Origin of the sequence: Barnesiella sp. An22 (assembly GCF_002159975.1) — a bacterium.
Lineage (GTDB): Bacteria > Bacteroidota > Bacteroidia > Bacteroidales > Barnesiellaceae > Barnesiella > Barnesiella merdigallinarum.
In genome coordinates this window covers 155,866-170,611 of sequence record NZ_NFJR01000003.1, presented here as the reverse complement: position 1 = coordinate 170,611, position 14,746 = coordinate 155,866, and the positions used below count along the sequence as shown (strand labels likewise).

Here is a 14,746-nt window from a genome sequence, read left to right as displayed (position 1 = left end):
AAAAAAAAGCATATATGGAACATAAGATAAAAGTGGGTATTACCCAGGGAGATATTAACGGGGTAGGGTATGAGGTGATTCTCAAGACCCTCTCCGACCCGCACATCCTCGAGATATGTACACCGGTGGTTTACGGTTCGGCCAAGGTGGCCGCCTATCACCGCAAGGCCCTCGACATACCGGCCGTCAACTTCAACATCGTGGCCGATGCCTCGATGGCCGATGACAACAAGATAAACCTCATTACCTGCGTCGACGACGAGGTGAAGGTAGAGATAGGCAAGGCTACGGCCGTAGGCGGCGAGGCTGCCTATGCTGCCCTCGAACGGGCTGCCGCCGATGTAGAGGCCGGCACGATAGATGTGCTGGTGACGGCACCTATCAACAAGCACGCCATCCACTCCGACAAGTTCGACTTCCCCGGTCATACCGAGTATCTGGAGAAGCGGCTGGGTCGTGGCAGAAAGTCGCTCATGATTCTGCTCAACGAGGTGATGCGGGTGGCTCTGGTCACTACGCATCTGCCTATTTCGCAGGTGCCCGGGGCCATTACCAAAGAGGCCATCCTCGAGAAACTGCGCATATTCGAACAGTCGCTCAAGCAGGATTTCTGCGTGGTGAAGCCCCGTATTGCCGTGCTTTCGCTCAACCCCCACGCCGGCGACGACGGTCTGCTGGGCAGCGAAGAGAACGACATCATCAAGCCGGCCATTCAGGAGGCTATCGGCAAGGGCATGCTCTGCTTCGGTCCCTATCCGGCCGATGGATTCTTCGGGACGGGCCACTTCAAGCAGTTCGACGGTGTACTGGCCATGTACCACGACCAGGGTCTGGCCCCCTTCAAGGCGTTGGCTATGGAGGACGGTGTGAACTTTACGGCGGGGCTGCCCGTCGTGCGCACTTCGCCCGACCACGGCACGGCCTACGATATTGCCGGGCAGAACAAGGCCGACGAGCAGTCGTTCCGCCATGCCCTCTATCTGGCACTCGATGTCTATCACAACCGCCAGTTCCACAAGGAGATTTCGGCCGCTCCGCTGCGCAAGCAATACTTCGACAAGAGCGGCGACAAAGAGGTGCTCGACCTGACGGCCGACACCGACAAGGATGAATAATTCAAAAAGAAAAACAACAGATATAATGGGAAAAGTTCTTATTATCGGCGCCGGTGGCGTTGGAACGGTGGTAGCGCACAAGGTGGCGCAGAACCCCGATGTATTTACCGAGATTGTGTTGGCCAGCCGCACGCAGTCTAAATGCGATGCGATTGCCCAGGCCATAGGCGACAAACGCATTGTGACCGACCGGGTAGATGCCGACAAGGTAGACGAGCTGGTGGCTCTGTTCAAGAAGCACAAGCCCGATATTGTCATCAACGTGGCTCTGCCTTATCAGGACCTCACCATCATGGATGCCTGTCTGCACTGTGGGGTCAACTACCTCGACACGGCCAACTACGAGCCGCTCGACGAAGCCAAGTATGAATACAAGTGGCAATGGGCCTACCGCGAGCGTTTCGAGCAGGCCGGCCTCACTGCCATCCTGGGTTGCGGTTTCGACCCGGGTGTGAGCGGCGTCTATACGGCTTATGCCGCCAAGCACTACTTCAAGGAGATGCACTATCTCGACATCGTCGACTGCAACGCCGGTAACCACGGCAAGGCTTTCGCCACCAACTTCAACCCCGAAATCAACATCCGCGAGGTGACTCAAAAGGGTAAGTATTACGAGAACGGCCAGTGGATTGAGACCGAGCCGCACGAAATTCACCGTCCGCTCACCTATCCCAACATCGGTCCCAAGGAGTCGTACCTCATCTATCACGAAGAGCTGGAGTCGCTGGTGAAAAACTATCCCACCCTCAAGCGGGCCCGCTTCTGGATGACCTTCGGGCAGGAGTACCTCACGCACCTGCGGGTTATCCAGGACATCGGCATGGCCAGCATCGAGCCCATCATGTACAACGGTATGGAGATTGTGCCCATCCAGTTCCTCAAGGCCGTGTTGCCCAACCCGGGCGACCTGGGCAAGAACTACACGGGCGAGACCTCGATTGGTTGCCGCATCCGCGGTATCGACAAGGAGGGCAAGGAGTTGACCTACTACGTCTACAACAACTGCAGCCACCACGCCGCCTATCTCGAGACCGGTGCTCAGGGCGTAAGCTACACCACGGGTGTGCCGGCCATGATCGGTGCCATGATGTTCCTCACCGGCAAGTGGAACATGCCGGGCGTTCACAACGTCGAGGAGTTCGACCCCGATCCCTTCATGGAGCAGCTCAACAAGCAGGGATTGCCCTGGCACGAGGTGTTCAACGGCGACATCGAATTGTAAACCGTATAGTTGATTGATATTCAGTATCGAGGCCGCTCCGGTATCCGGGGCGGTCTCGACTGCTTTTGTGCGGTTGTCGAACAGAGATATTTGCCGAATATATCCGGTTGGTTTTGTCCTATTTGCTCGGAATGTTCCTAAACAATCGGGGCGGAAAGTCAATCTCTCCGCCCCGACATTTCATACCTGTTTTTATTTTTCCATTACATGTTCGGCTTATCCTGTTTTTATCTTACGACAGCTTTTTTCACCTCTCCTCCGGCCTGAACAATATAGACACCTGCCGGCAGGTAAATGGTGCGATCCTTACCCTTGTAAACCAATACACCGCTCATGTTGTAGACATTTACTTCTGCCGTTGTACCCATGATATGCAGCATATTGTCAGACCCGAATACCCGTAGCCTGTCGTTTTCAGGTATTGACAAGTCTGAGGTCGATTTGAAAGCAGCTGTTACCCTTATTTTGAATGCCGGCATGGTGAAGCTACCGTCTGCATTCACGGTCACTTCTACAGTCGGGTCATCGGCCTTGAACACCTGGAGTGTGCCTTCCTCATAAGCGTATAGTCCGTCCGGGACCGGTGTCAGCGTAACCACTTCACCGGCTCTTGCCCACGTCGTGTCAGCCGCAACTGTACCGTTTTCGATTGCGTCGATGGTAACCGGATAGACCGTTTCCACATACAGTGCAAAGCCCGGATAGTTTTCGCTTCCATCTGATGTAAACCGGACAGAGAGCGTATTGCCAGAGGAAAGCAAAGCCGGTTCTATCGTTCCCATGCCGTTATAGTTGCCCAAAAGGCTGTTGTTACTGTCATGGATATACAAGTAGTCATATTCGAGTTCCACGTTGTAGTTACCGGTCAGGTAAATGCGGCAATCTTTCTGGGCTGTAATTACCGCAGTAGCCTCTACATCATTGGAGTAATTTCCGTCCTGGCCACCGTCATCGGAAACTATCAGTGGATCGTTGCCCAAATCAATGGTTTGTGTCCCGCTTGTTCCCATTGAGGTGCTTGGATAGGCATATACCGTCAATAAAGTTCCTCTGCTGCGCAAACCTTCCTCATCCACAATATAAAGCGTATAGGTGTAGATACCGTTCTCGGAAATCTGGTCTTGCCACGAAATTTCATTGACGGCAGTCGTATGCACAAGTGTGCCGTCTCTGTAAATTTCGGTATGGTAGTCCGATGCATAATAATCCCACATCAGTACGACATTGTAACCGTTGTCCTCGTTACTGATTGTGTATGCAGCATATTCCAGATAGGGGATAAAGTCGGCAGACAGAATGACATTGGCAGGCGGCATGGTAAAGCTGAAATCCTCATACTCGAATCTCTGTCCGTCATCCGTATTTACATAGAGGCGAAGAGCTTCGTAGCCATAGTCCGGAGATACCGATACCTCCACTTCGGTCCCGGCATTACAGGAGTCGTAGGGTATGGATAGCTCTCCATGACGGATATCCTCGCTTACCGTAATTGAGAACAATTGGCAATCTACAAGAATCACCGTATCGGAGAGAAGTGTTATGGGCTCCGTCAGCGGATTGCCGAGCGTATCGGTGAATGACACTTCGCTATTGGCCCCCAGCTCTTCGGCTGTTGGCAATGGTATTTGTAAATTCAGGTTACCGTATTTGTCTATCATTTGCAGGCCTGTGGACTCGTGGATGAATAATGCGGCATAGACCCTGTGTTCGGACAGAAGCTCCGGCAAAGTATCGGCAGGCAAATCCTGGCCCCACATCTGCGTATCGTCGGTTATGGCATGTTGCAACAGCCAGGCTACCTCGCCGCTGGCAAACTGTTCTGCTGTGCGCGATTCCATATTTTCAACCATTCCATAATCCTCATCCACTCCCTGGTCTGCACTGCCCTGCAAATAATAGCTATCGGCAATGAGTCCACCATTATATGAAGTTACTCCGCCTATGGCCCCGAAGTCGTAATCGGCAGAAAGCAATGCCGTGCTGTAACATGAAGAGATGGAGCCGTAATTGTTGCCCACCACTCCGCCTACGTACGAGTCGGACCCGGTGGCATGAACCTTGCCCGTAGCATAGCAATAGTTCACCGTACCGTCGTTTTCTCCGACAACACCACCCAACGAATAATTCTCACCGACAATGGTGCCTGAATAGGAGCAGGCGGTGATGGTACCTGAATTTGTTCCTGTTATGCCACCGACACCATTCTGTCCATGTATATAGCTGCCGGTCACTTCTGTCCGGCTTACGTTGCCATCGGAACCAATGTGCCCGAACAATCCCTGCATATCGGCTGACGGTTGATTGATGTACAGGCCGGTGATGGTATTCCCTTGCCCGTCGAATGTGCCCTTGAACGATGCCGATTCACCTCCTATGGGTGTCCATGCCGTTAAACCGTCGGTTTCTTCCACAAGCTCTCCGTCTGCCGTGAGCATATTTTCATTGATGACGATGTCGGCTGTAAGTACGGCATTTGCTTCCGGGTTTTGCGGCACGGTCGTCAAGGTGCCGTTGACCAATGCGGCAAACCAGTAAAGTTCCGCTATGTTGCTGATTTGATAAACATTTTCCAGCTGGTTCGGTTCGGCCAAAAAGATAAGGCCACAATAATCGCATTTGTGGTCGCCGTTGTTATCGGCATGTTCACCTACTTGTGACGGTCCCTGGTTATTGTAGGTTGTACTCCCCGGACAATTTCCCGTGGCATATACCGTTTCGTGTGTATTGTCCCATACGGGCAATGAATCCGTCCCCAAGGTCTGGAACCAGACGGGATTTTCATCAGACTGTCCGTTGAGCAGCCAGGTTACCTCGCCGTTGGCAAATTGTTCCGCTGTGCGCGATTCCACATTTATAACCGTTCCCGTATTCTCATCCACACCCTGGTCTGCACTGCCCTGCAAATAATAGCTGTCGGTAATGTGACCATCTTCATTGTATGAAGCTACTCCGCCTCTAATATCGGGGTTATCGGCAGAAAGCGATGCCGTGCTGTAACACGAAGAGATGGTGCCATAATTGTCGCCTACCACTCCGCCTACATACGGGTCAACCCCGGTAGCATGCACCTTGCCCGTAGCATAGCAACCGCTCACCGTACCTCTGTTTTCTCCGGAAACGCCACCTAATGGAAAATCATTGCCGATTACGGTGCCTGAATAGGAACAGTTGGTAATGGTGCCGTAATTTATTCCTGTTATGCCACCGACACCATTCTGTCCGTGTATATAGCTTCCGGTTACTTTTGTACGGTTTACGTTGCCATTGTAATCAATGTATCCGAACAATCCCTGCGTATCGGCCGACGATTGATTGATGTACAGGCCGGTGATGGTATTCTCTTGTCCGTCGAATGAGCCCTCGAACGGTATCGATGCACTTCCTATGGGTGTCCATGCCATTAAACCGTCGGTCTCTTCCACAAGTCCTCCATCTGACGTGAGCACATTTTCATTGATGACGATGTCGGCTGTGAGTGCGGCATCCGCTTCCGGGTTTTGCGGCACAGTTGTCAAGGAGCCGTTGACCAATGCGGCAAACCAGTAAAGCTCCGCTACGTTGCTGATTTGGTAAACATTTCCCTGCTGGTTCGGTTCGGCAGGGATGACCCAGCCGCAATAATCGCATCGGTGGTCATTGTCAAGGTCGGCATGAGGTTCCAATGATACCATCTGTCCGCAAACAGAACAAACCTTGCCATGGTATTGCTCATCGATTGCTATCCATTTACCTGACGGTACGCAGGGTTCCGGTTCGGTTTGATACCCGCAATGAATACAGACTTTCCGATGTTGATCGGCTCCTTCTACCGGCTCATAACGATAAGTGCACTCCTCCGTAACCGATTCATCGTTCAGTATTCTCTGATGCGTGCCGTCATTGTTGGAAACATATTGATAGCCAGGCATTAGCGTTACACTGCCCTGCGGACTGTTCGTGAAACTCGATGCACCATCTGTCGTTAACGTATTGACAAGGTTGAAGGTGGTATTGTGGTCCGAACTCCAAGCAAAGCCGCCAGAGGCTGTGTGCTGGTTTTCCAGAGTCAAAGTACCATCCAGTACGGAAAGGTTGATGATTAGGGGTGCGTTTTCGTTTCCTACTGCTTTCAACGCCGTATGATTGCCTGCACATACACGACTTGTACCCGAAGAATAGAGGTTCAGGACAATGGTATCTGTGGACGATGAACTTGAAATAGCAACAGCACCTTCCCATTCTCCGGCCTGTATGGTCAGGTCGCGGAAAGTAATGTCGAAAGTATGTTTCTCACCACTACCATTGCTGATGCTCAGTGCATCTGCACCGGTAGAACCGGTAAGAACATAGGCGCCGGTATAGGGAACCAATTCAGCATTACTCCCCAACTTGTAGCCATTGTGATCAATCTCGATGCGGGAAACATCATCTCCATAAGAGAGTACTATTGGCTCACCGGTCTGTGCCCGCAGTTCCGTGCCCGCCATCAGGAACAGGGTGCATGCCATAAGAAATGAGCATTTCATAATAAATTGAATTTATGGTTTGTAATAACAGTTAGTTTTAACTTATTGCTTTTTCCGTCAAACGGAGTTTTAGCGTAAATAAAGGGTCAACATGTTGTATACAGAAAGAATAGAATTTAAGTATATCGGTGTGTTTTCTGATGTTTTTTAAGTGTATTATTGTATTTTTATATTATTTTCGTTATAAAGTAAGGAAAAATATTTTATTTTGTAATTATTTGAAACTATAAAAAAGTATAAATTACTGTTTAACCGATTAAAAACTATTGTTCAGGCTATTTGGGGCGTGTAGGCTATTGGGCACTTTGCCGCCTGTTATTCTTTTGTTGATAAAGAATTGTGTTTTAATGATTCAAAACTATACGTTCGGTTATTTTTCATTTCTATCCGGTTCAGGGGTGTTCAGTAAATATTCTTAAAAAAATAAAAAAGAAAGAGGTCGTAGGATATTTATATGGGAATATGTGTATATTTGAACTAACAATTTTGTTAGACGATTTTGTTAAACCGTTTTGTTTGTATGGGAATGAAACCAAAAGATACTGAGGGTGAGATACTACGGGCCGCGGAGCAGGAGTTCATGCTCAAGGGATTCGACGGAGCCAAGACGGCGTCGATAGCCCGGGCAGCCGGGGTGACGCATGCCATGCTCCACTACTATTTCAGAACCAAGGAGCAGCTTTTCGACCGCATTCTCACCGACAAGCTGAGCCTGATGGGGCGGTCGGTACTTGCCTCTTTTGGCACGCCCGACCTCCCGGTGCTGGAGCGGTTGAAGAGGGGGATAGGCAGTCATTTCGATTTTCTCATGGAGAATCCCGATTTGCCCCGGTTCATCGTGAACGAGGTCTTCTCGCGTCCCGAGCGATATGAAGTGATGCGCGAGAATATCTCGCGCATAGCCGACGGGCTCATGCAGCAACTGCAGCGGGAGATGGACGTGCTGGTCGGGCGGGGCGAGGTCGTGGCCATCGATGTGCGCCATCTGTTGCTCGACATTGTTTGTCTCAACGTCTTCCCCTTTGTCGCCTATCCCTTGATCGAACCCGTATTCGGCCCTGTCGCCGCCGACCGAAGCCAGTTTTTCGAGATGCGCAAGGCCGAGAATATAGAAGTAATTATGCGTCGAATAAAAAAATAGAGCCATGAAGAAACGTGTCGTTGTTTTATGCCTGGGGCTGTGGTGCGGCCTCGTGGGGGCTCAGGCCCAACTTACGCTCGACGATTGCCGGCAGATGGCGCGGGAGCACTATCCCGAGATACGGCAATACGATTTGATACGCCAGACCGAGTCGTACAACCTCTCCAATGCCGCCCGGGCCTGGATTCCGCAGGTGGCTCTCTCGGCCCAGGCTACCTGGCAGACCGATGTGCCCACCTTCCCCGATGTGCTTACTGGCATGCTGGCCCGGCAGGGGCTGGAGATGCCCGGCTTGCAGAAAGACCAGTACAAGGTGGGGCTGGAGCTGAACCAGACTATCTGGGACGGCGGCAAGTCGGCCGCCGACCGCAGTATGGCGCGGGCCGAAGCGGCCGAACAGCGCTCGACGGCCGATGTCGAGATGTATACGCTCGAGGGTCGTATCGACGAACTCTATTTCGGTATCCTGCTGCTCGACGAGCGTATTGCCCAGACCCGCCTCACGCAGGATTTGCTGCGCAGCAACCTGGCCAAGGTCGAGGCGTTGCAGCGCAACGGCGTGGCCATGCAGAGCGATGCCGATGTGCTCGAGGCCGAGCTGCTCACGGTGGGGCAGCAGTTGGGGCAGTTCGAGGCGTCGCGCGAGAGCTACCGCAACATGCTGGGGCTCTTTATCGGCGAGGCATTGGGCGACCGCACGTTGTTGCGGCCTGCCGTCGTGGAGCCGCCGATGGGGGGTAACGAGCGGCCCGAACTCTCGCTGTTTGCCGCCCGGATAGACCGGCTTGCGGCTCAGGAGCGGCTGGTGAAGTCGGCTTCGATGCCCCGATTGGGACTCTTTGCCCAAGGCTATTACGGCTACCCCGGGCTCGACTTCATGCAGGGCATGATGAACGACAACTGGAGCTGGAACGCCCTGCTGGGGGTGAAGCTCTCGTGGAACTTCGGGGCCTACTATACCCAGAAGAACAACCTCGACAAGTTGCGCAACTCACGTCTGCAGGTCGAGGTGCAACGCGACATATTCCTCTTTAATACCCGGTTGCAGAGTACGCAGGAGAATGGCAACGTGGCCCGCCTGCGCCGGGCTCTGGCCGACGACGACCGCATCGTGGCCCTGCGGCGGTCGGTGCGCGAGGCGGCCGAGTCGAAACTGCGCAACGGGGTAATCGATACCCACGACCTGCTGCTGAAGATTACCGACGAGGCCAACGCCTCGATGGCCCGCAGCATGCGCGAAATCGAACTGCTGAAGACGCTTTATGAACTGAAACATACGATAAACCGATAAATCCTGAACAAGATGAAACAGATTGCAGTTTACAGCGCGTTGGCGCTGCTCCTTGTCTCGTGTGGCAACCGCAACGATTTCGATGCGACGGGAACTTTCGAGGCTACCGAGGTGGTGGTCTCGGCCGAAGCGACGGGTCGTATTCTCTATTTCGACGTCGAGGAGGGCGACACCCTCACGGCCGGTCGTCAGGTGGGGGCGATAGATACCGTGCAGTTGTATTTGCAGAAGCTGCAACTCGAGCAGCAGCGGGCCTCGATTCACAGCAACCGGCCCGACATCGCCAAGCAGGTTGCGGCCCTGCGCAGCCAGATAGCCCAGCAGGAGCGGGAGCGCAGCCGGGTCGAAAACCTGTTGAAAGACGGGGCGGCTACGACGAAGCAGCTCGACGACATCACCGCTTCGATACGGGTGTTGAACGGACAGCTGGAGGCTCTGCTCTCCAGTCTCAGGAACAATACCTCGTCGCTCGATGCCAATGCCTCGGCCATCGATCTGCAGATAGCTCAGGTCGAGGACCGTCTGGCCAAGTGCCGCATCGCTTCGCCCATCGACGGGTCGGTGCTGGTGAAGTATGGCGAGGCGGGCGAACTGGCCGCCGCCGGGCGTCCGCTCATGAAGGTGGCCGACATGAGCCACCTCTATCTGCGGGCCTACTTCACTTCGGACCAACTGGCCCGTCTGAAGGTGGGGCAGGAGGTGACGGTGGTGGCCGACTTCGGCGACGACCAGCAGCGCGAATATCCCGGGCGCATCACCTGGATAGCCTCGGAGAGCGAGTTTACCCCCAAGACCATTCAGACGCGCGACACCCGGGCCAATCTGGTCTATGCCGTGAAGATTGCGGTCGAGAACGACGGCTGGTTGAAAATCGGGCTTTATGGCGAGGTGCGTCTCCCCGAATAATCCATTATCTTAATCTCATATCCTTAATCTCACAGCGATGACTACACCCAATGCCATAGAGATAGCGGGGCTCACCAAGCGGTATGGTACCCTGACGGCCGTCGACCACATCACCTTCGAGGTGTGGCGGGGCGAGCTGTTCGGTCTCATCGGGCCCGACGGTGCCGGCAAGACTACGCTCTTCCGCCTGCTCACCACGCTGCTCGACCCCGACGAGGGCCGTGCGACGGTCGACGGGCTCGACATCGTGACCCAATATCGCGAGATACGCAAGCGGGTGGGGTATATGCCGGGGCGCTTTTCGCTCTATCCCGACCTGTCGGTGGCCGAGAATCTCGAGTTTTTCGCCGCCCTGTTCGGCGTGAAAGTGGAAGCGAATTACGACCTGATAGCCCCCATCTACCGACAAATCGAGCCCTTCCGCAAACGGCGGGCCGGGAAACTGTCGGGGGGAATGAAGCAGAAGCTGGCCCTCTGCTGTGCCCTCATACACCGCCCCTCGGTGCTCTTTCTCGACGAACCTACCACGGGGGTCGACGCCGTGTCGCGCGGGGAGTTCTGGGACATGCTTTTCAACCTGAAGCGGCAGGGTATCTCGATACTGGTCTCTACCCCCTACATGGACGAGGCGTGCCGTTGCGACCGCATTGCCCTGTGCGACAACGGGCATCTGTTGGGTATCGACACCCCGGCCGGTATCGTGGCACAGTTTGACGAGCCGCTCTATGCCCTCTCGGGCAGCGACATGTACGGGCTGCTGCTCGAGGCGCGCCGGGCCGACGGGGTGAAGGAGTGCTATCCCTTCGGGGCGAGCCATCATCTGGTGGTGGCCGAGGGGTTCGATGCCGAGGCCTTCGAGCGGCAGTTGCGGCAGCGAGGGTTCAAGGCGGTGACGGTAGAGCCGGTGCAGGCCGGGATTGAAGATGTATTTATGAAACTGATGCAACGATGAACGACGTAATCATATCGGTACAGGATTTGTGCAAGTGCTTCGGCGACTTTACGGCCGTCGACCACATCACCTTCGAGGTGCGGAGGGGCGAGATTTTCGGCTTCCTGGGAGCTAACGGCGCCGGCAAGACGACCGCCATGCGCATGTTGTGCGGGTTGAGTTACCCCACCTCGGGCAGCGGCCGGGTGGCAGGCTTCGACGTGATGACGCAGGGTGAGCAGATCAAGCGGCACATCGGCTATATGAGCCAGCGTTTTTCGCTCTACGACGACCTCACGGTGCGCGAGAACATACGCCTCTATGCCGGCATCTACGGCTTGGGACGTTACGAGACGTTGCGCCGCACGGTATCGGTGCTCAACCGGCTGCACTTCAGGAGCGAGGCCGATACGCTGGTGGGTTCGCTGCCGCTGGGGTGGAAGCAGAAGCTGGCCTTCTCGGTGGCTACGCTGCACCGGCCCGAGGTGGTTTTTCTCGACGAGCCCACGGGTGGGGTCGACCCGGTGACCCGGCGGCAGTTCTGGGAGATGATTTACGAGGCGGCGGCCGGCGGTACGACGGTATTTGTCACCACGCACTATATGGATGAGGCCGAGTATTGCTCGCGGGTGTCGATTATGGTCGACGGCAAGATAGAAGCCCTGGGTGCACCGGCCGAGTTGAAGAGAGAGTTTGGGGCCGAGTCGATGGACGAACTGTTCAGGATTCTGGCCCGAGGAGCAAAACGGAGTGAGTAGTATGAGCGGATTTTTACATTTTGTCAAGAAAGAGACCCTGCATATTCTGCGCGACCGGCGCACGATGCTCATCGTGCTGCTCATGCCGGTGGTGCAGGTGCTTCTCTTCGGGTTTGCCATCTCGACCGAGGTGAACAACATCGAGTTCTTTGCCGTGGCACCCCACCGTACCGAGGCGGTGCGGCAGCAGATCGAGCGCATGAATGCCAACCCCTACTTTTCGTTCAAGGGGTATATCGACCAGAAGCGCATCGACCGGGTGCTGCGCAGCGGGCAGGCGGCTGCCGTGGTGGTCTTTGCCGATGACTATGACCGTCTGGTCGAAGGGGCTGCCGTCGGAGCCATCGACGAGGCGGCGGTGCAGTTTGTCGTCGATGCCTCGAATCCCAACAATGCCGGTACCGACCTCATTTACCTGCAACAGGCTTTCCTGGGCGACGGTTCGGTGACGGCCGGTTCGGCCCCGGCGGTGCGTATCCTCTACAACCCGCAGATGAAGAGCTCGTACAATTTCGTGCCCGGTATCATGGGGCTTATCTTTATCCTCATTTGTGCCATGATGACTTCGGTCTCGATTGTGCGCGAGAAGGAGAGCGGCACGATGGAGGTGCTTCTGGTGTCGCCGGTGCGGCCTATCTGGATTATCTCGGCCAAGATGATTCCCTACTTTTTGCTGTCGTGTCTGGCGCTGGCGACCATTCTGCTGCTGGCACACTACGTGCTGGGGGTACCCATGTCGGGCTCGATGGTGGGGCTGGTGGGGCTTTCGCTGCTCTATCTGGTGCTCTCGCTGGCGTTGGGTCTCTTTATCTCGACCGTCTCGCACACGCAGGTGGTGGCGATACTCGTCTCGGGCATGCTGCTCATGCTGCCGGTCATCATGCTCTCGGGTATGCTCTTCCCGGTCGAGAATATGCCCGGTATCCTGCGGGCACTCTCGTGTGTAATTCCGGCCCGGTGGTACATCGAGGCGGTGCGCAAGCTGATGATCGGCGGGCAGCCGTTTGTGGCCGTGTGGCAGGAGAGTGCCATCCTGCTGGCCATGACGGTGGTGCTGGTGGTTGTGGCCTTGAAGAAGTTTAACGATAAACTCGAATCGTGATGAGAAGGACCTTGCTCGTTTTGCTGGAAAAGGAGTTCCGTCAGTTCATGCGGAATGCCTTCATGCCCAAGATGGTGATTGTGTTCCCCCTGCTGGTGATGCTGGTCATCCCGTGGGTGGCGACGATGGATGTGCGCCATGTGGGGGTGTCGATTGTCGATAACGACCACTCCGAGGCCTCCCGCCGGATTGTCGAGAAGATACGGTCGTCGGACTACTTCAGCCTCAAAAGTGTGACCGAGAGCTACGAGGCGGCCTATGCTTCGCTCGAGGAGGGCGATGCCGATGTGATACTCTCCATTCCCGAGCACTTCGAGCGCTCTCTGGCCGGGAGTTCGCCCCGGCGCATCGGCGTCGATGTGAACGGTACCAATGCGCTGAAGGGGGCTCTGGGCTCGCAATACATGGTGCAGATTGTGCGGCAGGCCCTGGCCGAGTTGCAGCAGGAGCAGATGCCCGTGGTGGCGACCGACCTCTTTGTCGTGCAGAATCGCTACAACCCCACACTCGACTATCAGCACTTCATGGTGCCGGCGCTGATGATTATCCTGCTGGTGCTTATCTGCGGCTTCCTGCCCGGCATCAATCTGGTGAGCGAAAAGGAGTTCGGCACCATCGAGCAGATAAATGTCACCCCGGTGAGCCGCTTCCTCTTTACACTGGCCAAACTCATCCCCTACTGGATAATCGGTTTCGTGGTGCTCACCCTCGCCATGCTGCTGGCCTGGTGGGTCTATGGTCTCGTTCCGGCCGGTTCTGTCGGTTCGGTCTATCTGGCCGCCTTCTTTTTCATCCTCACCATGTCGGGGTTGGGCATCATCATAGCCAACCGCTCGTCGACCATGCAGCAGACCATGTTTGTGATGTTTTTTTTCATCATGATTTTTGTGCTGATGAGCGGACTGCTCACCCCCATCGAGTCGATGCCCGCCTGGGCGCGGGCCATCACCTACCTGTTGCCGCCCCGCTACTTTGTGGAGGTGATGCGGGCCGTCTATCTCAAGGGGGCTTCGATTGTGGAGCTGTGGCCGCAGTACCTCGCCCTGGTGGGCTATGCCGGGCTCTTCAACGCCGTGGCGGCCCTCACCTACAAGAAGCAGTCGTGAGGGGAGGTGGGGAGACCGGTTGTTCCAGCGGTATCTCTTTTCTTAGATAATAAACGTATATTAACGCACCTGTGCATCTCTTATGCGCAAGTGCGTTGCTATCTTTGTCATATCCGAAGCGGGAACGGATATTTCGGTATCGGTTTTTGACGGAGGGGAAAAATAGTTATCTTTGTGTGACGAATTAAATAGAAAAGATTATGGCACTGAAACCAGGAGATAAAGCCCCCGAAGTATTGGGCGTGGACCAATCGGGCAAAGAGATACGTTTGAGCGACTTCGCCGGTCGCAAAGTGGTACTGTATTTTTATCCCAAGGACAACACCCCCGGCTGTACGGCCGAGGCGTGCAACCTGCGCGACAACTATGCCGACCTTCAGTCGGCCGGTTATGCCGTGGTGGGCGTGAGCAAGGACAGCGAGGCTTCGCATGTGAAGTTTATCGAGAAACAGTCGTTGCCTTTTCCGCTGATTGCCGACACGGAGTTGAAGCTGAACGAGGCCTTCGGGGTGTGGCGCGAGAAGAAGATGGCCGGCCGTACCTACATGGGGACCGTGCGCACCACCTTTATCATCGACGAGAATGGCGTGATAGCCGATGTTATCGAGAAGGTAGACACGAAGAATCACGCCGCCCAGATTTTGAAAAAGTAAATAAAAAATAGGAAGA

At 54.9% G+C, this 14,746-nt stretch carries 10 protein-coding genes and 1 pseudogene; 10 read left to right on the top strand and 1 reads right to left on the bottom strand.

The window, feature by feature from the left end; genetic code table 11:
* The first annotated feature begins 14 nt into the window (after positions 1-14).
* Together pdxA and B5F38_RS04770 are read left to right on the top strand one after the other, a co-directional pair.
* Positions 15-1,115: a 4-hydroxythreonine-4-phosphate dehydrogenase PdxA gene (gene pdxA / locus B5F38_RS04775; protein ID WP_087408166.1), complete on the top strand. Its 1,101-nt coding sequence runs from the start codon at positions 15-17 to the stop codon at positions 1,113-1,115.
* Between the two features lie 25 nt (positions 1,116-1,140).
* The gene (locus B5F38_RS04770; RefSeq protein WP_087408165.1) at positions 1,141-2,337 is read left to right on the top strand and encodes a saccharopine dehydrogenase family protein; all 1,197 of its coding nucleotides are present in this window, start codon (positions 1,141-1,143) and stop codon (positions 2,335-2,337) included.
* A gap of 227 nt (positions 2,338-2,564) precedes the next feature.
* Here the strand turns inward: B5F38_RS04770 and B5F38_RS04765 are convergent, their stop codons facing one another.
* Positions 2,565-6,824 carry a GLUG motif-containing protein gene (locus B5F38_RS04765; RefSeq protein WP_087408164.1) on the bottom strand — a complete coding sequence of 1,420 codons (4,260 nt, stop codon included), beginning with the start codon at positions 6,822-6,824 and terminating at the stop codon, positions 2,565-2,567.
* Positions 6,825-7,362: 538 nt separating this feature from the next.
* Between B5F38_RS04765 and B5F38_RS04760 the strand changes: the two genes are divergently transcribed.
* The 8 genes and pseudogenes from B5F38_RS04760 (at position 7,363) to bcp (ending at position 14,730) form a co-directional block, all read left to right on the top strand.
* Positions 7,363-7,983, top strand: coding sequence for a TetR/AcrR family transcriptional regulator (locus B5F38_RS04760; RefSeq protein WP_241147805.1), 621 nt, complete (start codon positions 7,363-7,365; stop codon positions 7,981-7,983).
* Between the two features lie 4 nt (positions 7,984-7,987).
* Entirely contained in the window at positions 7,988-9,274 is a 1,287-nt protein-coding gene (locus B5F38_RS04755; RefSeq protein ID WP_087408162.1) for a TolC family protein, read from the top strand.
* 12 nt (positions 9,275-9,286) lie between these two features.
* Positions 9,287-10,180 carry an HlyD family efflux transporter periplasmic adaptor subunit gene (locus tag B5F38_RS04750; protein WP_087408161.1) on the top strand — a complete coding sequence of 298 codons (894 nt, stop codon included), beginning with the start codon at positions 9,287-9,289 and terminating at the stop codon, positions 10,178-10,180.
* Between the two features lie 37 nt (positions 10,181-10,217).
* Complete coding sequence (locus B5F38_RS04745) at positions 10,218-11,132, top strand: ABC transporter ATP-binding protein (RefSeq protein ID WP_087408160.1); 915 nt, start codon at positions 10,218-10,220, stop codon at positions 11,130-11,132.
* Positions 11,132-11,869 (top strand): annotated as a pseudogene (locus B5F38_RS04740) (ABC transporter ATP-binding protein); the annotation flags it as partial. The gene B5F38_RS04745 and the pseudogene B5F38_RS04740, both read left to right, overlap by 1 nt.
* Position 11,870: 1 nt before the next feature.
* Complete coding sequence (locus tag B5F38_RS04735) at positions 11,871-12,971, top strand: ABC transporter permease (protein WP_087408158.1); 1,101 nt, start codon at positions 11,871-11,873, stop codon at positions 12,969-12,971.
* Entirely contained in the window at positions 12,971-14,077 is a 1,107-nt protein-coding gene (locus B5F38_RS04730; RefSeq protein ID WP_087408157.1) for an ABC transporter permease, read from the top strand. Before B5F38_RS04735 ends, B5F38_RS04730 begins: the two co-directional genes overlap by 1 nt.
* Positions 14,078-14,277: 200 nt before the next feature.
* Entirely contained in the window at positions 14,278-14,730 is a 453-nt protein-coding gene (gene bcp, locus B5F38_RS04725; protein ID WP_087408156.1) for a thioredoxin-dependent thiol peroxidase, read from the top strand.
* Positions 14,731-14,746: the final 16 nt, after the last annotated feature.

Bases quoted from the DNA above. Each gene is read 5' to 3' on its own strand.
- B5F38_RS04735 (WP_087408158.1), top strand. From the start codon at position 11,871: ATGAGCGGATTTTTACATTTTGTCAAGAAAGAGACCCTGCATATTCTG.
- B5F38_RS04750 (WP_087408161.1), top strand. From the start codon at position 9,287: ATGAAACAGATTGCAGTTTACAGCGCGTTGGCGCTGCTCCTTGTCTCG.
- B5F38_RS04765 (WP_087408164.1), bottom strand. From the start codon at position 6,824: ATGGCATGCACCCTGTTCCTGATGGCGGGCACGGAACTGCGGGCACAG.
- bcp (WP_087408156.1), top strand. From the start codon at position 14,278: ATGGCACTGAAACCAGGAGATAAAGCCCCCGAAGTATTGGGCGTGGAC.
- B5F38_RS04745 (WP_087408160.1), top strand. From the start codon at position 10,218: ATGACTACACCCAATGCCATAGAGATAGCGGGGCTCACCAAGCGGTAT.
- B5F38_RS04755 (WP_087408162.1), top strand. From the start codon at position 7,988: ATGAAGAAACGTGTCGTTGTTTTATGCCTGGGGCTGTGGTGCGGCCTC.
- B5F38_RS04760 (WP_241147805.1), top strand. From the start codon at position 7,363: ATGGGAATGAAACCAAAAGATACTGAGGGTGAGATACTACGGGCCGCG.
- B5F38_RS04770 (WP_087408165.1), top strand. From the start codon at position 1,141: ATGGGAAAAGTTCTTATTATCGGCGCCGGTGGCGTTGGAACGGTGGTA.
- pdxA (WP_087408166.1), top strand. From the start codon at position 15: ATGGAACATAAGATAAAAGTGGGTATTACCCAGGGAGATATTAACGGG.
- B5F38_RS04730 (WP_087408157.1), top strand. From the start codon at position 12,971: ATGAGAAGGACCTTGCTCGTTTTGCTGGAAAAGGAGTTCCGTCAGTTC.